The sequence below is a fragment of the Mesorhizobium sp. M1423 genome (genome assembly GCF_040317575.1).
Taxonomy (GTDB): Bacteria; Pseudomonadota; Alphaproteobacteria; order Rhizobiales; family Rhizobiaceae; genus Mesorhizobium.
Genome location: NZ_JAMYKU010000020.1, coordinates 90,530 through 113,931, shown reverse-complemented (window position 1 = coordinate 113,931; position 23,402 = coordinate 90,530). Strand labels below are relative to the sequence as shown.

Below are 23,402 nucleotides of genomic sequence, written 5' to 3'. Positions count from 1 at the left end.
AACGCCGGCTCAAGGCGAACCTTGAGCCGGCGCAACCTAGTTTGCTCAGTTTCCAGACATCGCCTTGAGGCTGGCGGCGTAGGCGTCGACATCGTCCTTGCCGATGATCTTGGTCGGGATGATGATCAGTCCATCGGCGGGAACGCCCGACTTGTTGCCTTCGAGATAGGCGGCCATCAGCTTCATTCCCTGATAGGCCCATTCGAAGGGCTGCTGCACGACGGTGGCGGCGACGGTGCCTTCCTTGACGCCGCCCAGCGTGATCGGATCGTCGTCGAAGCCAACGACGGTGATCTGGCCGAGCTTGCCGGCATCGCGCAGCGCCTCATAGATACGCGGCGTGTTGTAGGAATAGAAGCCGACCATGCAGGTGACGTCGGGGCTGGCGACCAGCGCGTCCTCGACGTTCTTCTTGGCGCGGGCCTGGTCGATGTCATCGCCACGCACGTCGACCAGTTCGATCTTGGTGCCGGCGAGGCCGTCCTTCATGCCCTGGATGCGTTCCTTGGCATTGTCGGCGCCGAGCAGGCCGACGAAGCCGAGGCATTTGCCGCCATCTGGCATCGCCTTCTTGGCAATCTCTGCCGCCTGCTTGCCGGCATCGACATTGGACGAGCCGATATAGGCGACACGCTTGGTCTGCGGTGCGTCGCTGTCGGTGGTGAACAACGCCGTTTCCGAGGCGATCTTGTTCAGCCCGTCGGTCGACGTCTTGGGGTCGACGGCCGAGACCATGATCGCCTTAACACCGGCCGTCACCAGATCGTCCATCAGGCGCTGCTGGATGGCGACCGAGGACTGCTCCGGATATTTGAGTTCTAGATTGTAATTGGGCAATTCGCCTTGAGCCTTCTTGACCCCGGCTTCGGCAGCCTTCCAGAAATCGGAAGCGCCGTTGACGACGAAGGCCAGTGTCGGCTTGTCGTCGGCCCGCGCAATTGCGCTGACGGACAGGCCGAGCAGCAGGGCCGCAGCGGCGACGGACGCATTTCGTATCGCAGATTTCATATTCAACCTCCCATTTGACTCAGTAATTTTCGCTGATGATGAACGTGCCGGCGCGGCTTGGACGCCCTCCTCCTCAGGGTTCCGGCAGCGAAGAACGACGCCATTCCAGCCGCGATCGTCGACTTTAGAGACTCATTCGTCGTTCGTAAATAGTCCGATTTGTCTGACATTTCCTCGAAACGGCAGGCGAGCTTCGGTTGACGGGAACTGTCCGCCACTAGGCTGGCTTACGTTCCGAACATGCGCGGGTCCGATGTTCGTCCGAGCATGATGGATTGACGTTATAGGGCCGCCGGATATTAGTAAAGAGTATTAGTTTAATCGGGATTCTCACAAGAAAGGAGCCTCCCAATGCGCTGTCACGTCGGATTCGCGACTAAATCACTTAAGACGGCACTTATATCTATTAGCATCGCTTTACCTTATAAATGCGAGATTTGAGGGACGAATGACATGAACGAACCACTGCGCGATCCCGTCCTTGAGGGTACAAGGCGGCGCAAGCCGTCCGGGAAAAACCCCAGAGGCCGCGTTACCATGACCGACATCGCCAGGGCCGCCGGTTGTTCGCAGGCGACGGTTTCGTTCGTCCTCAACAACACCCCGGGCATCAGGCTATCGCAGCAAACTCGTGAGCGGGTGATAGAGGCGGCGCGGGCCCTCAGTTATGCGCCGCCGGTGTTTTCCGCCCTGCGAGCCCCGGTTGCCGCTTTTGACGGGCTGGATGGCGTGATCGGCTTCGCCGTCGACCAATTGGCGACCAGCCCGGAGGCGGTCGTCGCCATTGAAGGGGCGCGGCAAGCCTCGTGGAACGCTGGCAATGTACTTTTGGTGGCGCAGACCATGGGCGACGAGGTGATGGAGCCCCGGGCCATCGCGGCGCTGACCAAGCAGGGCATTTCGGCGCTGATCTACATGACCATCTTCACCCGCGAGATCGTCGCGCCGGAGTATCTCTACGGCCTCGACATTCCGGTCATCCTGCTCAACTGCTACACCGCCGACTATGCCTTCCCCGCCGTGGTGCCGAGCGAGATCGCCGGCGGCCAGAGCTCGACCCGGCACCTGATCAGCCATGGCCATCGCCGTATCGCCACCATCACCGGCGAGCCATGGATGCAGGCGGCGCAGGACCGGCTGAAGGGCTACCGCCGGGCGCTGGCGACAGCCGACATCCCGTTCGACCCGGCCTTGGTCGTCGAAGGCGATTGGTCGGCGAGCGCCGGCTATGCCGCGACCATCAAGCTACTGGCGCTGAAAGACCGGCCGACCGCCATCTTCTGCCAGAACGACCGCACCGCGATCGGCTGCTACGAGGCGCTGAAGGAGGCCAGCCTGCACATCCCCCAGGATATTTCGGTGGTCGGCTATGACGACGAGGAGATCGCGCGCCATCTGTTCCCGCCGCTGACGACGTCGATCCTGCCGCATATGGCGATGGGGCAATGGGCGATCGAGCAGCTGGAAGTCCCCGCCCCTCCCGGTCGTGGCCGCCATCCCATCACCAAGCTCGAATGCCCGCTGGTGGAGCGGGAGTCGGTTGGCGCGGTGGCGGGCTGACGCGAGGCGGCGGAATAGTCGGCGATCGACAATTGCATAGGCTTGACATCGCGCCCCGCATAGATCCGATTGAGCCCTATGAGGTTGCAAAGCTGCTATAATTTTCAGGACTTTCGCAGGCTGGCCAGACAGCGCCTGCCAGGACCGATCTTCGACTATATCGATGGCGGCGCGGACGACGAGACGACGCTGCGGCGCAACACGGCTGCGTTCGAGGACTGCGACCTCGTCCCAAACGTGCTTGCCGGTGTCGGGCAGATCGACATGTCGGTCACCGTCATGGGCCAGAAACTGGCGATGCCGGTCTATTGCTCGCCGACGGCTCTCCAGCGGCTGTTTCACCATAGCGGCGAGCGCGCCGTCGCCGCGGCGGCGGAGAAGTTCGGGACGATGTTTGGCGTCTCGTCGCTTGGGACGGTCAGCCTGGAGGAAGTCCGCAAGCACCGGACGCCGCAGGTTTATCAGTTCTATTTCCATAAGGATCGCGGCCTGAACCACGCCATGATGGAGCGCGCCAAGGCGTCCGGCGTCGAGGTGATGATGCTGACCGTCGACAGCGTCACCGGCGGAAACCGCGAGCGTGACCTGCGGACCGGCTTTTCCATCCCCTTTCGGCTTACGCTCGGCGGGATGATGCAGTTCGCGATCAAGCCGAGATGGGCCATCGACTATTTGACGCACGACAAGTTCAGCCTGCCGCAATTGGACGGCCATATCGATCTCGGCGGCGGAGCGCTTTCCATCAGCCGCTATTTCACGGAGATCCTCGATCCATCGCTGGATTGGAAGGACGTCGAAGACATGGTCCGCTTCTGGAACGGCCAGTTCTGCCTGAAGGGGATCATGAGCGTTGCCGATGCCAGAAAGGCGGTCGACATCGGCTGCACCGGCATTGTCCTTTCAAATCATGGCGGCAGGCAGTTGGACGGCTCTCGCAGCCCCTTCGACCAGCTGTCGGAGATCGTCGACGCGGTGGGCGACAAGATCGACGTGATTATCGACAGCGGCGTGCAGCGCGGCACCCATGTGCTGAAAGCCCTGTCGTTGGGTGCCAAGGCCGTCGGCGTTGGGCGGTATTATCTGTTCCCGCTGGCAGCCGCCGGACAGGCCGGCGTCGAACGGGCGCTCGGCCTGATGCGAACCGAAATCGAACGCGGCATGCGGCTGATGGGATGCAGGTCGGTGGCAGAGCTTTCCAGGGGGAATGTGCGGTTTAGGTGAGGCAGCCGGAAGTGGCGCACGGCATAAGCTTTTCGAAGTGCGAACACTATACCGACCGGCCGCCGCTCCTGCCGTCCGTGTCGAAGACGGCCTCGCCGGAAACAGCATCCGTATATCCGCCTTCAAGCTGCTGCAACGTATGCCGGAACCGATCAAGATTGCCGAGCATTGTGGGCCTGGCATCGACCATGTGCTGGAAAGTGTCCCACTCTCCAATCGAGAAGAAGGCGCCATCTCCCGATTTGATGAGAGCCATTTTTCGCAATCCCTCGAAGTTGCGCGGAGCGCTGCTGAACAGTTCGACGAATTCGTCTTCACTACCCGGCTTGACCTGGAAGCGGACGCTGTTGAATGCCGTCATGTACGTTCCCCCGTGAAAGACCTGAAGAAGCTCGAATATGCGAAAGCCCTAAGGCACTCAAACCCTTCGAACACGTGTACAGGAAAATCGGAAGGTTGGCTTCAGTCACCTCCGGCCGAATGCCCCGTTTCTGGCGCTATTTTGCCAGGTAGAGGACGACGCTCGATCTCAATCGGTACGCCCTTCCGACCGGCAATGAAACGCGCTGTTAACGCCGTTCGCGGGTGACAGGATGTTGGCCGCAGTTCGAAGGTATAATCTGCGTCTCGCTGTCAGTTGCGGAGGCGAAAATGAACGTGCTTCGGATTGCGCTCTTGTGCACGGCCATGATCGACCTTGGAATGCCGGCTGTTCGCGCTGAGGATCGGCCTGTGCCGCCGAACAACGAAGCCGCCACAGTGCAGCCGCCCGTTCATTGTGAAGGCCAAAACTGTCTCCCGCCGGCGAACGATCCTGTGCAGGAATGCACCGGCCAAGATTGCACGCCAGTTCCGCCAACTGAACCAGGTCCGGAGGTCAAGCAGGCCGACTGAGCAGCTTCAGCCGACACCGCTCTTTTGGCAGGGATGGCGCTCACTCCTCGCGATCTTCCGGCCGCAGGCGATAGATTCTGTTACCTATGTTCCCGGGGTGGGCATGAGTTTAATGGCGCCGCATCGGGGCGATGATGAGAACTCTGCCTATTGCCTCTAGAACACTCCCAAATGGGGCGTGAGCCAATCGCGCGGGTTTAGATCCTCTATCTTCATTCCCGATGCCGCAATGCGTCGACAATAATCTTGAACGCAGGAAGGTTTTGGCGGCGGCTAGGATAATAGAGGAAATAGCCATCGAAGAAGGGCGACCAGTCGTCGAGGACCTGCACCAGCAACCCTGAGGCGACGTGCCGCTCCACGATGTTCTCGGGAACATAGGCGATACCATAGCCACTCACCGCGGCGTCGATCATGGCGTAGGTGTTGTTGAAGGTAAGTTGACCGTCCACACGGACACGCAGCGCCTGTCCATCCTTCTCGAATTCCCAGGCATAAAGACCGCCGGCGGTCTCGTGGCGCATGTTGATGCAGACATGGCGGATCAGGTCCTGCGGATGGACAGGCACACCGTGCGCCGCGAAGTATCGCGGCGAAGCCACGGCGACCAGGCGCCAGTCCGGGCCGATGCGGACCGCGATCATGTCTTTCTCGACGCTCTCTCCAAGCCGGACACCGGCGTCAAAGCCTTCCTCGACGATGTTGCGGAAGGTGCTGTCCAGGATCAGTTCGACGCCGATGTCGGGATAGGCGCTGAGGACCGGCTTAAGCTTCGGCCAGACCACGCTTTCGAGCGCGTGGTCGGACAGGGTCAACCTGATCGAGCCTGACGGCTTTTCGCGGAACGCCATCAGCGCTGCGATCTCGTCTTCGATTTCACCAATGCGCGGGGTGATCGTCTGTAGCAGCCTTTCGCCCGCAACGGTCGTCGCGACATTACGCGTCGTGCGGGTCAGAAGGCGTATGCCCATGCGTGTTTCGAGCTGCTTGATCGTGTGGCTGAGCGTCGATTGCGCGACGCCGAGCTTTGCCGCTGCCTTGGTGAAGCTGCGCTCTTCTGCGACGGCCTGAAACCACGTCAATTGGTTGAGATCGGTTCTGGCCATGAGCTTCCTTCGTTTGCCATCTCGCAACAGATTATTCGATGTAGTCGATTAGTTCATGCCAATTTCGACGGGTAATCGTTTTATGGCAAAACCACTAGGTTTGCATTGCAACAATTCAGCGGGACCGAACCATATGGCGATCGCCGCCACAGCAGATGCAGGTAGCAACCGGACAGGCGATTTCGATCAGCGGCCTCTTCGCGGTGGCTGCGAGCATGGTCATCACCACTGCTCGGTGCCGTGGTCGGCGGGCTGCTGCTGGCTGGCATGTCAATCTTCGCCGCGTTCGTCGGCAGCGTGATTCTGGCCGGCAATGGGCCGCGTCTGCTCAAGCCTGAATGACCAGCAGGATCGGCCAATCTCAAATCCACTCTAACCTTGCAGGAGATCATAGATGCCTACGAACATCCCTGACGCAACAAACCAGAAAGCCCCGGCCCGAAACATCCACCGGCGTGAGTTGATGAAGCTGACCGGAACAGGCATCGCCGCATTCGGCGCGATGTCACTTGGAAACCTAACCTTCGCAAAGGCTCAAGACATGTCCAACGGTGCAAACAATTTCTATACGAGCGATCAGGTGACGCTGCAGAAAGTCACCTTCAAGAGCCAATACCAGATGAATGTCGCGGGGAATCTGCTCGTTCCCAAGAACCTTGACCGCAATGCACGTCATCCGGCCATCGTCGTCGGCCATCCAATGGGCGCGGTGAAAGAGCAAAGCGCGACCCTCTATGCCACCAAGATGGCCGAGCAGGGTTTCATCGCCATGGCGATCGACCTGCCCTTCTGGGGCGAGAGCGAAGGCGAAGCCCGTCAGATCGTTTCGCCGGATGTCTATGCAGAAGCGTTCAGCGCAGCGGTGGATTTCCTTGGAACACGCGCGTTCGTCGACCGCAATCGCATCGGCGCGATTGGTGTCTGCGGCAGCGGCAGCTTCGTCATCAGCGCCGCCAAGATCGACCCGCGCATGCGCGCCATCGCCACGGTCAGCATGTATGACATGGGCGCGGCGAACCGAAACGCACTCAATCACTCGCTAAGCGTCGAGCAACGCAAGCAGATCATCGCGGCGGCCGCCGAGCAGCGCTACTCCGAATTCGAAGGCGGCCAGATCCAGCATACGGGCGGAACTGATCTCGAACTGACCGCCTCGACGCACCCCATCCAGCGTGAGTTCTACGATTTCTATCGGACATCCCGCGGAGAGTTTACCCCGGCGGGTGTCTCCGACCAGATAACGACCAAGCCGACGCTGACCAGCAACGTCAAGTTCATGAACTTCTACCCGTTCAATGATATCGAGACGATCTCGCCGCGCCCGATGCTGTTCATCAGCGGCGATCAGGCGCATTCGAAGGAATTCAGCGAGGAAGCCTACAGACTGGCAGCCGAGCCGAAGGAACTGGTTCGGGTCCAGGGCGCCGGTCACGTCGATCTCTACGACCGTGTGGACCTGATTCCGTTCGACAGGCTTACCAGCTTCTTCGGTCAGCATCTGGCTGCATAACAGGGCCGTAGCATCGAAGGGTGCGGCCGTGTGCCGGAGCAATGGACATGGCCGCACCGATTGGGAAACCTTAAATGACACGCGACGCCGCATGGCTTTCACGCCGCACCTTGCTGGCAGGTGCTGCCAGCTTCGCGCTTCCCTCTTCGGTGCGCTCTCAGACCTCTACAACCCCGGGTACGAAAGGAGCCCCAATGCGCCTGAGATTTGTTTTTGCAGATCAGGATTTCACGGCGACGCTGGAGAACAATCCTTCAGCGCACGATCTGGTCTCGATGCTGCCGCTGGACCTGACGATCGACGACTATTCGTCCAACGAGAAGATCGCCTATCTGCCGCGCAAGCTCACCGAGGAAGGCAGCGGTCGCTTCGGGAACGAGGCAGCTGGCGATCTTTGCTACTACGCCCCCTGGGGCAATCTCGCGATGTTTCATGGTCTCTATCGCTGGTCGCGCGGCCTGATCCGGCTCGGGCGACTAGACCAGGGACCGGCGCCGCTTCTGATGCGCGGAGAATATCCGCTGCGCGTCGAAATGCTTTCCTGAACCTGGAAGGCCGCTGCGCATCAGCACAAATGCCGCGGGTGTCGGACAAAACCCGCATCATTCACCGAGAACAGCAAGAAGCTGCAAACGCAGAAGGAGACCGACATGAAGAAGATTCTCGCTGCCGCTGCAATCAGCACGGCCGGCCTGATGCCGGCCGAGGCCGAGACCATCGAAATCCGTACGAACGGCGGCACGCCGGCCGTGATCGGAACGGCGGACAACTTCACCGGGCAGGCGGTCATCAGCCAGCTCTATCCGCCTACCGACATTACGCGGGCGAGCACTGGACTGGTGAACTTCGCGCCCGGCGCGCGGACGGTCTGGCACACCCATCCGGCAGGCCAGATGCTTATCATCACGAGCGGTCAAGGCTGGGTGCAGGAAGACGGCAAGGAGCGGCGCGGCATCAATCCTGGCGATGTGGTCTGGATTCCGGCCGGCGTGAAGCACTGGCATGGAGCGACCGCGATCAGCCCCATGGCGCATATCGCCTTGAGCTACATGCAGGACGGCAAGAACGTCGACTGGCTCGAACCTGTTTCCGACGAGCAATACCGCTGACGGGATAACGGAACGAAAGGCTTCATCATGAAAACCTCGACCGTTCTGGCTCTCGCTCTTTCCATGGGAGCCGTCGATACCGCCGCGCAAACCGGATCGCAGACCGGCAGCCTGTCCCGCGAAGACGTGCGAACCGTTTCGCCCGCGCTTGAGCGCTACGCCGATGAGAAGCTTGCAAATGGCCTCTGGAAGAGGCCGGGCCTGTCGCTGCGGGATCGCAGCATCGTCACTGTCGCTGCCGTGATCACGCGCAACCAGGACATTCTCCTGCCGGAGCAGGTGCATCTCGCACTCGACAATGGGGTGAAGCCGGCCGAAATCTCAGAGATTATCACGCATCTCGCCTTCTATGCCGGCTGGGGCAATGCGGTTGCCGCGACGGGCATCACGAAGGAGGTGTTCGCGGCGCGCGGTGTCGGACCCGACCAGCTCCCCAAGGCCATGGTTGATTTCCTGCCGCTGGACGAAAAAGCCGAGGCCGATCGCGCCGCCCGCGTCGCGCAAGGCACGGGACCGGCATCGCCGGGATTGGTGAGGGATACGACCGACGTATTGTTTCGCGACCTGTGGCTGCGGCCCGATCTCGCCCCGCGCGATCGCAGTCTGGTGACGGTCAGCGCCCTGATCTCGGCCGGCCAGGTCGAGCAGATTCCCTACCACCTCAACCGGGCGATGGATAATGGACTGATGCGCATGGAAGCCTCCGAAGCCATCAGCCATCTCGCGTACTACGCCGGATGGCCGAACGCTTTCTCGGCAGCCGCTGTTGCGCGCTCCGTGTTCGAGAAGCGCTCCGCCAACTGAACGCTGCTGGTCGCGATGACTCCTTTGCCCTCATCGTCCAGACCGCCGCCCTCGGCCGCCGTGACGTTGCTGCCGATCATGGCGGCCGTGTTGGCCGGCTTCCTCGTCATCGGCGCGGCCCTGCCGGTGCTGCCGCTGCATGTGAATCAGGATCTCGGCTTCGGAACTTTCGTCGTCGGCCTGGTTGCGGGCTCGCAATTTGCCGCGTCTCTGGTCACGCGCATATGGTCCGGCACCTATTCGGATGCGAATGGCGGCAAACGCAGCGTCGTCCTCGGCCTGATCGCCGCCGCCGGTGCTGGATTGCTGTATCTCCTGTCCTTGACCTTCGTGAGTTCGCCAACCCTCTCTGTTGCGATTCTTCTGGTGGGACGTGCGGTGCTCGGTGGAGCCGAAAGCTTCATCATCACCGGGGGCGTGAGCTGGGGATTGGCAATGGTCGATTCCGGCCATGCGGGGAAGGTCATCGCCTGGGTCGGCACGGCCATGTTCGCGGCGCTCGCCTTCGGCGGTCCGCTCGGCACGATGCTCTTTGTACCGTACGGCTTTGCGGCGATCGGCCTTATCACGACCTTGGCGCCACTGCTCGTTCTGCTGTTCCTATTGCGAGCGCCGAGTCCGCCTGTCCTATCGGCACGGACGAGATCCACTTTTGGCGGCGTGATTGGAGCGGTCTGGCTACCCGGACTTGGCGCGGCGCTTAGCAGCATCGGCTATTGCGCCATTCTCGCATTCAGCTCGCTCCTTTATGCCAATCACGGCTGGCAGCCCGTCTGGCTTGCCTTCACTGCCTTTGGCGCGGCGTTGATCGTGGCGCGAATGATGTTTGGCCATCTACCGGATAAGTTCGGCGGCGCGAGAATCGCCTTGGTGTTCGTTCTGGTGCAAGCGGCCGGATTGATCCTCATGGGATTGGCCCGAAGCACGATGATGGCATCCGCCGGAGCCGCTCTCGCGGGACTCGGCTACTCGCTCGTCTATCCCGGTCTGGGTGTCGAGGCTGTCCGTGACACCTCGCCTGAAAGCCGCGGGCTGGCAATGGGCATCTACACGGTCTTTCTCGATGTCGCGATGGCTCTAGGAAGCCCGGCGTTGGGATGGGCTGCCGATCGAGCAGGTTTGAGCGTTGTGTTCTTTATCAGCGCCGGTGTCACCTTTTGTACGACGGCCATTGCCTTGTATTTAGCCTACAGCACGCACCGAGGCCGACGGGCGCCTGCAAAGAGGTCTTATTGGTAAACTTCGCGGCAATCAGCGGCCTTCTACGTTCGCAACCGAAGTAGATTTAGAGTGAAATGGCTCATGCCACCCAAGTGATATATGGCACGTGCCTGCTGATCAGAAATCAGCCATTCAACCCGAGAGATTCGACCTTTTCCACCGCCTAACGCCGCCGTTTCTACGCCTTTCGCTCGCGGACTATCTCCCGCTCTTTGCGCGGGCGTAGTCTGATGGGAATCGGGCTATATCGTGCGATCGGTGGGTATTTGGCGCGCCCGAAGAGATTCGAACTCCTGACCCCCAGATTCGTAGTCTGGTGCTCTATCCAGCTGAGCTACGGGCGCGCAACAGGCCATGCTTTGCATAGCCCCGCGATCCGATCCTGGCGACCGGCCGCGAATGTGAGCTGTTCCCTAGCGACTGAATTTGCGAAAAGCAAGCCGATCCTGGCCAAAAGTTTTGCCGTCACGTTTTGCCGTCATGCGCCGGCCGGCGAAGGTAAGATCGCGTCACGCGGCGGCTGAGCCGATAGGTCGTCGTCTTGGATCGGTCATTTGCCAATCGGAACGGTCCGTAACGAAACAAGCCGTTGCACGGCGGCCGAGCCGATGACTCTTAGTCCCGGACCAACCATTTGCGAATTGAAACGGTCCGTAACGAAACGGTTCGTTACGCCGGGCGGCGCAGGCCGTTGCGGGCTTGGTCGAGCCGGACCGGCTGGTCGGGAATGGTGACGGCGAATGTGGTGCGGCCGCCGATGCTTTCGACCAGCTCCACCGTGCCGCCATGGGCGCGGATCAATTCATGGGCGATCGCCAGGCCAAGGCCGGTGCCGCCGCTGCGGGCCGAGCCGCGAAACGCCGCGAACAGGTTTTCGCGCGCCTTCGGCGGCAGGCCGGGGCCGGTGTCGGTGACGACGATGCGGCTGACGCTGCCGATGCGCTCGGCCGATATGGTCAGGCGGCGCACTACGGCGCTCTCGGTGTCCGCCGCCATCGCCTGCACGGCGTTGCGGCTAAGATTGGTGAGCACGCGGAACAGCTGATCGGAATCGGCGTCGACCTCGAGCACCGGATCGACGGCGTTGACGAATTCGATGCCGCATTCGATGTCGAGCAGGCCCTGGACGTCCTCGACCAACTGGCGCAGCCGCAGCCTGCGACGCGACGGCGGCGGCTCCTGGGTGCGGCCATAGGACAGCACGCCTTCCGAATAGGACACGGCGCGATCGAGCGCGCGCAGCAGTTTTGGCGCGAAGGCCTGAACAGTCGGGTCCTTTACCTGGCGCAGGCGGTCCGACATCAGCTGCGCCGAGGCAAGGATGTTGCGCATGTCGTGGTTGATCTTCGACACGGCCAGGCCGAGATCGGCCAGGTGCTTCTGCTCGGTCAGCATCTTTTGCAGCCGCTCCTGCATCTGCGACAGCTCGCGTTCGGCGACGCCGATCTCGTCGGCCCGGGCGGCGGGGTGAATGATGCGACCGGGATCGTCGGGCGCCTCGGAAAAGGACAGCATCGAGCGCGTCATCGTCCTGATCGGGCCGATCATGATCAGGTCTATCGCGGCGTAGACCAGCATGGCGGTGAACAGCGAAATCAGCAGCGAGACGAAGGCGACGTTGCGCGAATAGATCAGCATGGCATTGCGCAGGCGGTGGTCGGGCATGATCAGCTCGAACTCCTTGTCGCTGTCGCCGACCGGTCCGAAAACGCGCAGCATCCTCTTGCCGCCGAAAAACAGCGTGTCCAGCGCGCCGGTCATGCCCTTGATCATGCCGACATTGGCGATATCGATATGCTCGTCCACCTGCGGCGGCATTTCGGCCACGACCAGCAGCCGCGAGACGCCGCCGTCGCGCACCGCGATCGCCTTGGCGCCGATCGCCATCAGCACGTCGTTCTGGGCGGCACGCGACAGCGAGGCAGGTTCGCCCTGCACCAGGACGATGGAAACAGCAGCGGCAGTACTCAGCCTCTCCTTCAGCCAACTCAGCCGGTAACTGGCGATCCAGGGCACGAAGATGAGGATTTCAGCCAAGAGCACGAAGACGATGGTGAGCAGCAGCAACTTGGTCGACAGGCCGCGCGCCAAGGGCACCCTGCGGGTGGCGGCCTTCGCCTCGGCGATGCTTTCGTCGGTTGCTGGGACTTCACTCATGCTCGTCGTCACGGCTGCCTGTCATCACGGCTGCTTGTCTTAAGGACTGCTTGTCTTCACGATCGCTTGATCGGGTGAGATTAGGCGATTGCGGCTTTTTTGCCAAATTCATCCTTGGTCGAAGCCGAACAAAGGGCCGCAAGACTTCCCTGCCGGTCCGACAACGCCGGCCCGACGCGCTGGATTGACTTCCAAAACCCTTCTTTCTATAAGCCCGCTCACGCTCGGGCCATTCGTCCCGGCGCGGTTTCGATCGCGCCAAAACCGGCCCGGCAAAGCTCCTGTTACAAAGTGACAGAATCAAGAAGGGCCGCACCCCGCGGTATTTAAACAAATGAAGCGTACTTACCAGCCGTCAAAACTCGTCCGCAAACGCAGGCACGGCTTCCGTGCCCGCATGGCCACCAAGGGTGGCCGCGGCGTCGTCGCAGCCCGCCGCAACCGCGGCCGCAAGCGTCTCAGCGCCTGAGCACCAAGCGAGAGACAAGATCGTTGCCCGCAACCGGCAAGCCAACGGGTCCCCATCCCAAGCGGCTTCTGAAGCGCGCGGAATTCCTGGCTGTCCGCCGCGGCGAAAAGCGCCGCGGACGGCTTTTCCTCGTCGAGGTTCTGGGCCGCGGCGACTGCGAAGCGCCGCGCGTCGGCTATACCGTCACCAGGAAGGTCGGCAACGCCGTCGTTCGCAACCGCATCCGGCGGCGGCTGAGAGAGGCCGTGCGCACGCATGCCGCGGATGACATGGCGCCGGGCAATGATTATGTCATCGTCGGGCGCGAAGACGTGCTTACCACTCCGTTTGGCCAGTTGAAGGCCGAACTCTCCCGCAGATTGCGTGGAACACGATAGGCCAAGGGCTTCGATGGAAAACAACCGCAACTTCTTCATCACCATCGCACTGTCGGTGCTGATCCTGGCGCTTTGGCAATATTTCTATGTGATGCCGCGCAGCGAGATGCAGCGCGAAGCCGCCCGCATCGAAGAGCAGCGCGTGGCGGAGCAGAAGAAGGCCGCCGAAGGCACCAGTCCGGGCGCCAGCGAAACACCGGTACAGCCCGGCGCCATTCCGAGCGCGCCTGGCGGCGACGCGGTGACGCCGGCCGGCCGCGACCAGGCGATTGCCTCGACCAGCCGCGTCAAGATCGACACGCCGAGCCTCGAAGGTTCGATCAACCTCACCGGTGCGCGCCTCGATGACCTCCAGCTCAAGCATTACAGGGAGACGGTCGACAAGACCTCGCCCGAGATCGCGTTGCTCAACCCGGCGTCCCTGCCGAACGGCTATTTCGCCGAGATCGGCTTTTCTGGCGCGCCGGATGTGGGCACGCTGCCCGGCCCCGACACGGTCTGGCAGACCGACGGCAAGGCGACGCTCACACCGGCGACGCCGGTCACGCTGACCTTTACCAACGACAAGGGCCTGACCTTCAAGCGCACCTTCTCCGTCGACAGCCAATATATGTTCACCGTATCCGACACGGTTCAGAACGGCGGCTCGGCGCCGGCGACGTTGTCGAACTATGGCCGCGTTACGCGTTTCGACAAGCCGGCCATCGCCAGCACCTATGTGCTGCACGAGGGCCTGATCGGCGTTACCGGAAGCGAGGGCCTGCAGGAATACAAATACTCCAGCGTCGAATCGGACAAGGAATACAAGCCAGGCAAGTCGACCGACGGCTGGCTGGGCATCACCGATAAGTATTGGGCGGTGACCCTGGTGCCGCCTAGCGGCCGCGACTTTCAGCCCAAATTCTCTTATTTCGAGTTCAAAAGCGGGCCCCATCCGCACAGCTACCAGTCCGATTTCCTGTCCGATCCCGTCACGGTCGCTCCCGGGCAATCGACGACCGTGGAGTCGGAGATATTCGCCGGCGCCAAGGAAGTTTCGACGATCAACGCTTATGAAAAGGACCGTCATATTCGCCAGTTCGACCTGCTGATCGACTGGGGCTGGTTCTATTTCATCACCAAGCCGATGTTCTGGCTGATCGACACGCTTTACAAATTCTTCGGCAATTTCGGCCTGGCGATCCTCGCCACCACCGTCATCGTCAAAGCGCTGTTCTTCCCGCTCGCCAACAAGTCCTATGCGTCGATGGCGAACATGAAGAAGGTGCAGCCCAAGATGCTCGAGATCCGCGAGAAATACGCGGACGACAAGATGAAGCAGCAGCAGGCGATGATGGAGCTGTACAAGACCGAGAAGATCAATCCGCTCGCCGGTTGCTGGCCGGTGGCGTTGCAGATCCCGGTGTTCTTCTCGCTCTACAAGGTGCTCTACATCACCATCGAGATGCGGCACGCGCCGTTCTTCGGCTGGATCCAGGATCTGGCGGCGCCGGATCCGACATCGATCTTCAACCTGTTCGGGCTGATCCCGATCACCTTGCCGCACATGCTGATGATCGGCGTCTGGCCTCTGATCATGGGCGTGACGATGTTCCTGCAGATGCGCATGAACCCGACGCCGCCGGACCCGACGCAGGCGGCAATCTTCACCTGGATGCCTGTGATCTTCACCTTCATGATGGCGGGTTTTCCGGCCGGCCTCGTCATCTACTGGGCCTGGAACAACACGTTGTCGATCCTGCAGCAGGGCGTGATCATGAAGCGGCAGGGCGCCAAGATCGAATTGTGGGACAATCTGGTCGCGCTGTTCCGCAAGAAACCGTCGCCGGCGGAATAGCCGGCGCTCCGATAATGCGAAACCAGAAAGCCCCGGTTCGTCCGGGGCTTTTTGCACAAGCTGCCGGCCTGGATTAAGCGATTGGTACTGCGGGACGGATCGCGCTATTTTGACCTGCCTGGCAGGTGCTCGACGGAGCTCGATATGACCGGACCCAATCCATCGATCAAGCATCCGATCCCGTTGCACACACGCGTCGGCTTTCTGAAACCGCTGGTGACGGCGCCTAATATCGAGATCGGCGACTTCACCTATTATGACGACCCTGAGGGACCTGACAAATTCGCCGAAAAATGCGTGCTGCATCATTATCCGTTCATCGGCGACAGGCTGGTCATCGGCAAGTTCTGCGCCCTCGCCGAGGGCGCGCGTTTCATCATGAACGGCGCCAATCACGCCATGTCCGGCTTTTCGACCTATCCGTTCAATATCTTTGGCCACGGCTGGGAAGAAGGCTTCGACCCGGCGACATGGTCGAAGGAGGTGCGTGGCGACACAATCGTCGGCAACGACGTCTGGATCGGCATGGAAGCGGTGATGCTGCCGGGCGTCAAGATCGGCGACGGCGCCATTGTGGCGGCAAAGTCGGTGGTGACGCACGATGTGCCGGCCTATGCGATCGTCGCCGGCAATCCGGCCAAGGTGGTGAAGATGCGCTTCGATGACAGGACCATCCGGCGGCTGCTGGCGCTGGCGTGGTGGCACTGGCCGGTGGAAAAGATCAGCCGCAATCTCGATGCCATTCGTGGCAGCAACATTTTTCTTCTGGAGGCAGCGGTTTGAACGCGTTGAACAAGACCACGATCGGCATCGAATTGTTCACGCGAGCCTGGATCTTCATCCGCGGCGTGCCGGCGATGAAATTCCTGCCGCCGGAGGGTCCACCCGAGATCGCCTTTGCCGGCCGCTCCAATGTCGGCAAATCGTCGCTGATCAACGCGCTGGTCAACCAGAAGGGGCTGGCGCGCACCTCCAACACGCCGGGCCGGACGCAAGAGCTCAACTATTTCGTGCCGGGCGGATTTTCGGGAGAAGGCGCCGATCTGCCGCCGATGGCACTGGTCGATATGCCGGGCTATGGCTACGCCACGGCGCCGAAGGAAAAGGTCGACGAGTGGACGAAGCTCGTGTTCGACTACCTGAAGGGCCGGGTGACGCTGAAGCGCGTCTACGTGCTGATCGACGCCCGCCATGGCATCAAGGCCAAGGACGACGAGGTGCTGTCGCTGCTCGACAAGGCGGCGGTGTCGTATCAGATCGTGCTGACCAAGACCGACAAGATCAAGGCGGCGGGGGTACCACGGCTGATCGAGGAAACGCTGCAGAAGATCAAGAAACGCCCGGCGGCCTTTCCCTTCGTGCTCGCCACGTCGTCGGAAAAGAGCGAAGGCCTCGAAGAATTGCGTGCGGCGATCGTGCTCGCCGCCAACGGCGGATAGGCAACGGAATCCGACGGCTGGTCAGGCGGGGCTGGAGGTCCGTTCCTGCTCTGCAAGCTGTTCGGTGCCGTAGGCCTTCAGGAACACATCGACGCCCGACCTGACGATATGTTCGATCTCGGCCGCACTTGGCGCTTTGGTGCGATAGGCGAATATGCACTGGCGGAAAAGACCGGCCAGGCACAGCTCGGTGAACTGATAGGCGGCAAGCTCGACATCGTCGATCTTCAGCAGGCCGCGTTCGATAGCCATGTTGAGGAAAACGACAACCCTGTCATGGCCGCGCTTCGGGCCGCGTTCGTAAAATCGCGCGCCAAGCTCCGGAATGCGTTCCGACGCGCCGATCACCGTCCGCTGCGCCAGGATGACCCTCGCCGAGGTGATCTTCATGGACAGCACGATGCCGAACTTCACCAGCGTCTGGCGAAGGTCGCCGATCTGGTCCAGCACTTCGTACATGTTCTTGAAGATCGTGCCGCGTTCTTCCTCGATCAGCGCTTCGAACAGCTCTTCCTTGTTGGCGAAGTAGACATAGATGGTGCCCTTGGACACGCCGGCCTCGCGGGTGATGTCGTTCATCGACGCGGCTTCGAAGCCCTTGTCGATGAAGACACGGCGCGCACCGTCGATGATCTGGCTGCGCTTGACCGGGTCTTGCCCCGCGGCCGGGCGGCCGCGCGGCAGACTGTCCAGCAGATCGCACTGGTCCTTGCCAGCGCCGGGCAATGGGCCTGACTCAGGCAAAGGAGCGGCCTTGGGGGCTTCGGCCATAATGTCACACCTCGTAAAATAATTCGAACCATCCGGTTCGATTGCTCTTGATATGGGCCTCTTTAAGCGCTAAGTCAATGTCGAGATCGAACCGAACGGTTCAGTCTGACAAAATTCAGCGCCAGTTAATTTAGAGAGATATCATGTCCTCGAACGCGCCCACCAGTGCCGAAGTCCGCCCTTTCCCCAGTGCCAAGGTCCAGCCTGCGATCGAAGCGCCGGAAGCCCCTGTCAAACCCGCCGACGTCACCCCGCTGGCTCCCGCCAAAAAGAAGCGCTCGATGCGCTCGATGTTGTTGCCCATCATCGGCCTGGCCCTGCTGGGCGCCGGCGCCTGGTATGGCTATGATTACTGGACCGACGGGCGCTTTATGATCACGACCGACGACGCCTATGTCCAGGCCGACACGGCGTTCATCTCGCCAAAAATCTCGGGCTATGTCGATCAGGTCAAAGTGACCGAGAACCAGCAAGTGAAGGCCGGCGACCCGCTGCTGATCGTCGATGACGGCGACTACAAGATAGCCGTTGCCCAGGCCGAGGCGCAGATCGCCACGTTGAGCAAGACGCTCGACCGCATCGATGCCCAGACTGAGGCGGCGCGCGCCTCGCTCAAGCAGGCGCAGGCGCAGAAGACCGCCGACCAGGCCGCGGCCGATAATGCCAAGCGCGTCCAAGCGCGGGCCGCCCAGCTGCTCAAGACCCGCGTCGGCACCCAGGCCCAGTTGGACGATGCCCAGACGGCGGTCGAGCAAGCCAATGCCGCACTTGCCGGCGCCGACGCGCAGATCGCGGCGGCTCAGGCCAATATCGGCGTGCTCCAGGCGCAGCGCACGGAATCGGCCAGCACGCTGGCCTCGCTGCAGCTTGCCCACGACAAGGCGGTGCGGGACCTGTCCTTCACCGTGCTGCGCGCACCCTATGACGGCGTGGTCGGCAACCGCTCGGTCGAGCAGGGTGACCTGATCAGCCCTGGACAGAAGCTCGCCGTCATCGTGCCAATGGACAAGCTCTACATCGTCGCCAATTTCAAGGAGACGCAGCTTGCCCGGCTGGTGCCTGGTGAAAAGGTCAGAGTGTCGGTCGACGCGATCGACGGCCAGGACATCGAGGGTACCGTGTCGTCGCTGGCGCCGGCTTCAGGAGCAGTGTTCTCGCTGCTGCCGCCGGAGAACGCCACAGGCAATTTCACCAAGGTGGTGCAGCGCGTTCCGGTTCGCATCGACGTGCCAGCGGATGTGCTGAAGACGGGCAAGCTGCGAGCTGGCCTGAGCGTCGTCGTCGCCGTCGACAGCCGCACGGCGCCTTCGGCATCGAAGTAAAGCGGAACCGGGAGCAAAGGTCATGGCGACCGCAACCCTAACTGCAGGATCGGCGCCGGCGCCAGCCATGCCGGTGCCGGTCGACCACATCTCGACACGCCGCGTCATCGCCTTCCTGGCAATGGTGTTCGGCATGTTCATGGCGATCCTGGACATCCAGATCGTCTCGGCCTCGCTGGCTGAGATCCAGGCGGGCCTGAGCGCCAGTTCGGACGAGATTCCGTGGGTGCAGACGGCCTATCTGATTGCCGAGGTGGTGATGATCCCGCTGTCGGGCTTCCTCAGCCGGATGCTGTCGACGCGAGTGCTGTTCACGTTCTCGGCGGCAGGGTTCACCGCGGCCAGCGCGCTGGCGGCGACCGCAACCAATATCGACCAGATGATCGTCTACCGCGCCGTGCAGGGCTTCATCGGCGGCGGCATGATCCCGAGCGTCTTTGCAGCCGCCTTCACCATCTTCCCACCGTCGCGTCGCGCCATCGTCTCGCCGATGATCGGCCTGGTGGCGACGCTGGCGCCAACCATCGGCCCGACAGTCGGCGGCTATATCAGCCATGCCATGTCCTGGCACTGGCTGTTCCTGGTCAACGTCGTGCCCGGCATTCTGGTGACGACGGCCGCCTGGTCGCTGATCGACTTCGACAAACCCAATCTCAAGCTGTTCAGCAAGTTCGACTGGTGGGGGCTTGCCGGTATGGCCGCCTTCCTGGGCTGCATGGAATATGTGCTGGAGGAAGGTCCCAATAACGACTGGCTGCAGGATCAGGCGGTGTTCGTCTGCGCCGTCATCATGACCTTCGGCGCGGTGCTGTTCTTCTGGCGCGTGTTCACCGCCGAGGAGCCGATTGTCGATCTGAGGGCTTTCAGCAATATCAATTTCGCCTTCGGCTCGCTGTTCTCCTTCGTCGTCGGCATCGGCCTCTACGGTCTGACCTATCTTTATCCGGTGTTCCTGGGGCGCATCCGCGGCTACGATTCGATGATGATCGGCGAGGCGCTGTTCGTCAGCGGCCTGGCCATGTTCTTCGCCGCGCCGATCTCCGGCATCCTGTCGAACAAGATGGACCCGCGCATCATGATGATGATCGGCTTCTTCGGCTTCGCCACGGGGACCTGGTGGATGACGCATCTCACCGCCGACTGGGATTTCTATGAACTGCTGATCCCGCAGATCCTGCGCGGTTGCTCGATGATGCTGTGCATGGTGCCGATCAACAACATTGCGCTCGGAACCCTGCCGCCGGAGCGGCTGAAGAATGCGTCTGGCCTGTTCAACCTGACCCGCAATCTCGGCGGCGCCGTCGGCCTGGCCGTCATCAACACCGTGCTGATCGACCGCAATGCCTTCCACTACGCCAGGCTCTCCGAGCACGTGCAATGGGGAAGTGCCGCTGCGCAGCAGAAGCTGCAGAACATGACGCTCAACTTCGAGCAGACCGCCGGGCTCGACGCCTCCAAGGCGGCCATCTCCAAACTGTCAGGCATGGTCCAGCAGCAGGCGTCGCTGCTGTCGTTCATGGACGTATTCTTCATGCTGACGGTTTTGTTCGCGACGCTTGGGCTCTTCACCCTGGTGATCCGCAAGCCAGCCGCTCAGGGCGGCGGTGGCGGAGGCCATTGAGGCGCGCTGGATCCCCCGCCTGGCGCCCTCGCGCATGACCCCGAAAAGCGATTTCGGGATCATGCGCAAAATCAACCATTACGAAGTCTTGGAGCGGCGGACACTCCACCGCTCCAACTTTTTGTTTGAGCATCGGATTTTCCCAAAACCGCTTCGCACTTTTGGGTCCGATGCTCTAGCGCGCTCCGACAAAGTAAGGGGCGCGGCTATCCTCAGGCCGTCGCCGGCTTGAAGGTCAAGGCGACACCGTTGATGCAATGCCGCAACCCGGTCGGCGGCGGACCGTCGTCGAAGACGTGGCCGAGATGGCCACCGCAGCGGCGACAATGGACCTCGGTGCGGGTCATGCCCAACGACCTGTCCACGGTCTTGCCGATCGCGTTGGGGATTTCCTGCCAGAAGCTCGGCCAGCCGGTGCCGGAATCGAACTTGGTCTCTGACGAATAGACCGGCAGGTCGCAGCCGGCGCAAGCGAAGATGCCTTTGCGGTGCTCGTTGAGCAGCGGACTGGTGCCCGGGTATTCCGTGCCCTCCTTGCGCAGCACATTGAAGGCCGCGTCGGACAGGATGGCGCGCCACTCGGCCTCGGTCTTGGTAACCTCGAAAGTCTCGGCCGCGCGTGCATCCTGGGCTCCGCCCATGCGCAGCGCGGTGGCGCCTGCGACAACGCCAATGGCTGCCGCACCACTCAAAAGAAGCTCGCGACGGTTCATGCCCATTCCTCCTGTTACTGCTTGTGCCAAATTCGACCGCCAGACGGAAATCAAAAACCGGTGACGATCGCTGTCCTCAAAGCGGGACTCCGCGCCTATCCACTTGCGTGAACGGCGCGGAGTGTGCGCAGGGAGGCCGTTAGCGATATCTTCGCCGGCAGCGTGCGTTTGTTACATCTTCGGCAGGAGAACCTTGTCGACGACGTGGATGACGCCGTTGGACTGCTCGACATCGGCGATCGTCACATTAGCGACATTGCCGTTCTCGTCGGTCACGGTGACCTTGCCGCCGTCGGTCTTGAGCGACAGTTCGCAACCACCGACCGTCTTGACCTTGTGGGTGCCACCGTCATCCTTGACCATCTTGGCGACGTCGGCGGCCATCGCCTTGGCGCCGATGACATGGCAAGTCAGGATCTTGACGAGCTTGTCCTTGTTTTCAGGCTTGAGCAGCGTCTCCACCGTGCCGGCTGGAAGTGCCGCAAAGGCCTCGTTGGTCGGCGCGAACACGGTGAAGGGGCCAGCGCTTTGCAGCGTATCGACCAGGCCGCCTGCCTTGACGGCAGCGACCAGCGTCGTGTGGTCCTTCGAGTTGACAGCATTTTCGACGATGTTTTTCTGGGCATACATGGCGGCGCCGCCTACCATCGGATTTTGGGCATAGGCAATGGTGGCGAGCGCAGAAATGGCGACCGTGCCGGCAAGCAAAATGGTGGCGAATTTACGCATGATTTCAATCTCCTCGGGTTATCGTTCCCCTTATTCGGGAACGCAAGGAGATACGCGATAGAAAATTCCGGAGTTTCGTCCTCTCCGCAAAAAAATTGTGTCGCTGAAATTTTCCCGGCGCGGATCGACAGCCACCAACAAGCTTTGCAGGCGTTTAAATCGCGGAAGATAGATTTTAGGTCTGCTTCCGGAGATGAGAAGCGGTCAGATGCTCTTCAGATCGCCCGCTGCGACCACCGGTCCAGTCGGCTGGCCGGTCGGTGAACCGCCGGCAGGCTCAACGCTGACCGCGAGCACGGCGCCTTGCGCCAATTTCTCCTGGACGGCGGGCGGGATGGCCAAATGCGCGGTCGCACCAGCCGGGATGACGCCCATCGACACCGGCGCCTTCTTGCCTTCGATCATCCACAATTCGAAGTCCTTGCCGGCGGCCCGCTCGCCGGAAACGTGGGAAAGACCGACCTCGTGACGGGCGGCATCGTAGACGACGAGATATTTGACGTCGCTGCCCTCGGCCGCCAGCGAGGCGACAAGCCGCGTCTGCGGCGGTTCGGTGGACGGGCGGAAGTAAGGCACGGCGATGTAGATCGCCAGCGCCGCAATGGCGGCGGCGGCAAGACCGCGCCAGAAGCCAAGGCTCGACCACAGGCCGGCGCGCGGCTCTGCAGCGAACAGCCGGCGGTCCAATGCTTCCTTGACCCTGATCGGAGGCTCTGTCTCCGGATAGGCGGCGGCCATCGGCGAAAGATGCGCCTCCCAGGCATCGACAAGGCGCGCGAAGGCGGCGTCCGCATCGATGCGGCGCGACGCGATCTCGCGTTCATCGGCGGCTAGAACGCCAAGAACGTATTCGGCGGCGAACAGGTCGTCGCCCCCACGTTCCGGTCCATTGTCGTCAGCCAGCGTCATCTTTCCAGGCATTCTCTCAGTTTCAACAGGCTGCGACGCAGCCAGGTCCGCATCGTGTTCAGCGGTACGCCATAGCGCTCCGCCAGCTCGGCATAGCTTTTGCCATTCAGATAGGCGCCCCGGACGGCCGCCGCCCGGTCCTTCTCCAATTCCTCGAGACAATGGTAGATGCGTCCGGACTCACCGCCCGCCACGGCCATGGCCTCCGGCCCCGGCGCCGGATCGGCCACGTCGAGCGCGGCATCGATATAGGCGGCAGGCTCTCGCCGCGCTCTGATCCGATCGATCGCATGATTGCGCGCAATGGCCACCAGCCAGGAGATCGGGCTTAGATCCGAAACGGCGAAACGGTCCGCCTTCGTCCATATTTTGACGAAGACCTCCTGAAGCGCCTCTTCTGCATCTCCCCGGTCCTTCAATACACGAAGGCAGACGCCGAAAAGTTTCGCGCTGGTCTGCCGGTAGAGCAGATCGAACGCGGCCCGGTCCTTCATCGAGGTCCGGACAATCAGATTGCTGATGTCCTGCGGCGTCATCGGCCGCCAAATTAGGCGATTGCAATGTATTTGCAACGACTGAAATGGTCTGGCCGCACCGGCAGCGCCAGCGTCGATTGCCAAGGAAA

At 61.6% G+C, this 23,402-nt stretch carries 23 protein-coding genes and 1 tRNA gene; 14 read left to right on the top strand and 10 right to left on the bottom strand.

Annotated elements, in window-relative coordinates; translation table 11 throughout:
- Positions 1 to 45: 45 nt before the first annotated feature.
- Positions 46 to 1,008 carry a sugar-binding protein gene (locus NKG95_RS23680; protein ID WP_352484310.1) on the bottom strand — a complete coding sequence of 321 codons (963 nt, stop codon included), beginning with the start codon at positions 1,006 to 1,008 and terminating at the stop codon, positions 46 to 48.
- Positions 1,009 to 1,461: 453 nt separating this feature from the next.
- On the opposite strand from NKG95_RS23680, the gene NKG95_RS23675 reads away from it, so the two are divergent.
- Together NKG95_RS23675 and NKG95_RS23670 are read left to right on the top strand one after the other, a co-directional pair.
- A complete protein-coding gene (locus NKG95_RS23675; RefSeq protein WP_031193752.1) occupies positions 1,462 to 2,568 on the top strand; it encodes a LacI family DNA-binding transcriptional regulator in 1,107 nt (368 codons plus the stop codon).
- Positions 2,569 to 2,646: 78 nt separating this feature from the next.
- Entirely contained in the window at positions 2,647 to 3,789 is a 1,143-nt protein-coding gene (locus NKG95_RS23670) for an alpha-hydroxy acid oxidase (protein ID WP_353042701.1), read from the top strand.
- A 46-nt stretch (positions 3,790 to 3,835) separates the two neighbouring features.
- Here NKG95_RS23670 and NKG95_RS23665 read toward each other — a convergent pair whose 3' ends face one another.
- Together NKG95_RS23665 and NKG95_RS23660 are read right to left on the bottom strand one after the other, a co-directional pair.
- Positions 3,836 to 4,150, bottom strand: coding sequence for an antibiotic biosynthesis monooxygenase family protein (locus tag NKG95_RS23665; RefSeq protein WP_352484312.1), 315 nt, complete (start codon positions 4,148 to 4,150; stop codon positions 3,836 to 3,838).
- A gap of 745 nt (positions 4,151 to 4,895) precedes the next feature.
- Positions 4,896 to 5,789 carry a LysR family transcriptional regulator gene (locus tag NKG95_RS23660; RefSeq protein WP_352640271.1) on the bottom strand — a complete coding sequence of 298 codons (894 nt, stop codon included), beginning with the start codon at positions 5,787 to 5,789 and terminating at the stop codon, positions 4,896 to 4,898.
- 394 nt (positions 5,790 to 6,183) lie between these two features.
- Here NKG95_RS23660 and NKG95_RS23655 point away from each other — a divergent pair, with 394 nt between their 5' ends.
- From NKG95_RS23655 to NKG95_RS23635, 5 genes are all read left to right on the top strand, one after another.
- Positions 6,184 to 7,299 carry an alpha/beta hydrolase gene (locus NKG95_RS23655; protein ID WP_353042700.1) on the top strand — a complete coding sequence of 372 codons (1,116 nt, stop codon included), beginning with the start codon at positions 6,184 to 6,186 and terminating at the stop codon, positions 7,297 to 7,299.
- A 74-nt stretch (positions 7,300 to 7,373) separates the two neighbouring features.
- Positions 7,374 to 7,844: a cyclophilin-like fold protein gene (locus NKG95_RS23650; RefSeq protein ID WP_352790302.1), complete on the top strand. Its 471-nt coding sequence runs from the start codon at positions 7,374 to 7,376 to the stop codon at positions 7,842 to 7,844.
- Positions 7,845 to 7,949: 105 nt separating this feature from the next.
- Complete coding sequence (locus tag NKG95_RS23645; RefSeq protein ID WP_353042699.1) at positions 7,950 to 8,408, top strand: (R)-mandelonitrile lyase; 459 nt, start codon at positions 7,950 to 7,952, stop codon at positions 8,406 to 8,408.
- Between the two features lie 27 nt (positions 8,409 to 8,435).
- Positions 8,436 to 9,212 carry a carboxymuconolactone decarboxylase family protein gene (locus tag NKG95_RS23640; RefSeq protein ID WP_502900404.1) on the top strand — a complete coding sequence of 259 codons (777 nt, stop codon included), beginning with the start codon at positions 8,436 to 8,438 and terminating at the stop codon, positions 9,210 to 9,212.
- 15 nt (positions 9,213 to 9,227) lie between these two features.
- A complete protein-coding gene (locus tag NKG95_RS23635; protein WP_352895290.1) occupies positions 9,228 to 10,451 on the top strand; it encodes an arabinose transporter in 1,224 nt (407 codons plus the stop codon).
- Between the two features lie 249 nt (positions 10,452 to 10,700).
- Here the strand turns inward: NKG95_RS23635 and NKG95_RS23630 are convergent.
- Positions 10,701 to 10,777, bottom strand: a tRNA-Arg gene (locus tag NKG95_RS23630).
- Positions 10,778 to 11,102: 325 nt separating this feature from the next.
- Positions 11,103 to 12,590, bottom strand: a complete 1,488-nt coding sequence (locus tag NKG95_RS23625; RefSeq protein WP_023718217.1) for a sensor histidine kinase — start codon at positions 12,588 to 12,590, stop codon at positions 11,103 to 11,105.
- 334 nt (positions 12,591 to 12,924) lie between these two features.
- On the opposite strand from NKG95_RS23625, the gene rpmH reads away from it, so the two are divergent.
- The 5 genes from rpmH to yihA all read left to right on the top strand — a co-directional run bounded on the left by rpmH (position 12,925) and on the right by yihA (position 16,712).
- Positions 12,925 to 13,059, top strand: a complete 135-nt coding sequence (gene rpmH / locus NKG95_RS23620; protein ID WP_008833937.1) for a 50S ribosomal protein L34 — start codon at positions 12,925 to 12,927, stop codon at positions 13,057 to 13,059.
- Positions 13,060 to 13,082: 23 nt separating this feature from the next.
- Entirely contained in the window at positions 13,083 to 13,436 is a 354-nt protein-coding gene (gene rnpA, locus NKG95_RS23615) for a ribonuclease P protein component (protein WP_023718216.1), read from the top strand.
- Between the two features lie 13 nt (positions 13,437 to 13,449).
- Positions 13,450 to 15,273: a membrane protein insertase YidC gene (gene yidC / locus NKG95_RS23610; RefSeq protein ID WP_353042698.1), complete on the top strand. Its 1,824-nt coding sequence runs from the start codon at positions 13,450 to 13,452 to the stop codon at positions 15,271 to 15,273.
- A 144-nt stretch (positions 15,274 to 15,417) separates the two neighbouring features.
- Entirely contained in the window at positions 15,418 to 16,056 is a 639-nt protein-coding gene (locus NKG95_RS23605; RefSeq protein ID WP_353042697.1) for a CatB-related O-acetyltransferase, read from the top strand.
- Positions 16,053 to 16,712, top strand: a complete 660-nt coding sequence (gene yihA / locus NKG95_RS23600; protein ID WP_031193748.1) for a ribosome biogenesis GTP-binding protein YihA/YsxC — start codon at positions 16,053 to 16,055, stop codon at positions 16,710 to 16,712. The genes NKG95_RS23605 and yihA overlap by 4 nt, the downstream gene beginning before the upstream one ends.
- A 21-nt stretch (positions 16,713 to 16,733) precedes the next feature.
- On the opposite strand, the gene NKG95_RS23595 is transcribed toward yihA, so the two are convergent.
- On the bottom strand, positions 16,734 to 17,483 hold the full coding sequence (locus tag NKG95_RS23595) for a TetR/AcrR family transcriptional regulator (RefSeq protein WP_352484315.1): 750 nt from the start codon (positions 17,481 to 17,483) through the stop codon (positions 16,734 to 16,736).
- Positions 17,484 to 17,626: 143 nt separating this feature from the next.
- Between NKG95_RS23595 and NKG95_RS23590 the strand changes: the two genes are divergently transcribed.
- Positions 17,627 to 18,805 (top strand): HlyD family secretion protein, encoded by a 1,179-nt coding sequence (locus NKG95_RS23590; RefSeq protein ID WP_352484316.1) that lies wholly within the window; start codon positions 17,627 to 17,629, stop codon positions 18,803 to 18,805.
- A gap of 67 nt (positions 18,806 to 18,872) precedes the next feature.
- Entirely contained in the window at positions 18,873 to 20,426 is a 1,554-nt protein-coding gene (locus NKG95_RS23585; protein WP_353042714.1) for a DHA2 family efflux MFS transporter permease subunit, read from the top strand.
- Between the two features lie 212 nt (positions 20,427 to 20,638).
- Here the strand turns inward: NKG95_RS23585 and msrB are convergent, their stop codons facing one another.
- The 4 genes from msrB to NKG95_RS23565 all read right to left on the bottom strand — a co-directional run bounded on the left by msrB (position 20,639) and on the right by NKG95_RS23565 (position 23,313).
- On the bottom strand, positions 20,639 to 21,139 hold the full coding sequence (gene msrB / locus NKG95_RS23580) for a peptide-methionine (R)-S-oxide reductase MsrB (RefSeq protein ID WP_292655897.1): 501 nt from the start codon (positions 21,137 to 21,139) through the stop codon (positions 20,639 to 20,641).
- Between the two features lie 171 nt (positions 21,140 to 21,310).
- On the bottom strand, positions 21,311 to 21,868 hold the full coding sequence (locus NKG95_RS23575; protein WP_353042696.1) for a fasciclin domain-containing protein: 558 nt from the start codon (positions 21,866 to 21,868) through the stop codon (positions 21,311 to 21,313).
- Between the two features lie 204 nt (positions 21,869 to 22,072).
- Positions 22,073 to 22,777 carry an anti-sigma factor gene (locus tag NKG95_RS23570; protein WP_353042713.1) on the bottom strand — a complete coding sequence of 235 codons (705 nt, stop codon included), beginning with the start codon at positions 22,775 to 22,777 and terminating at the stop codon, positions 22,073 to 22,075.
- Positions 22,774 to 23,313 (bottom strand): sigma-70 family RNA polymerase sigma factor, encoded by a 540-nt coding sequence (locus NKG95_RS23565; RefSeq protein WP_353042695.1) that lies wholly within the window; start codon positions 23,311 to 23,313, stop codon positions 22,774 to 22,776. Before NKG95_RS23565 ends, NKG95_RS23570 begins: the two co-directional genes overlap by 4 nt.
- Positions 23,314 to 23,402: the final 89 nt, after the last annotated feature.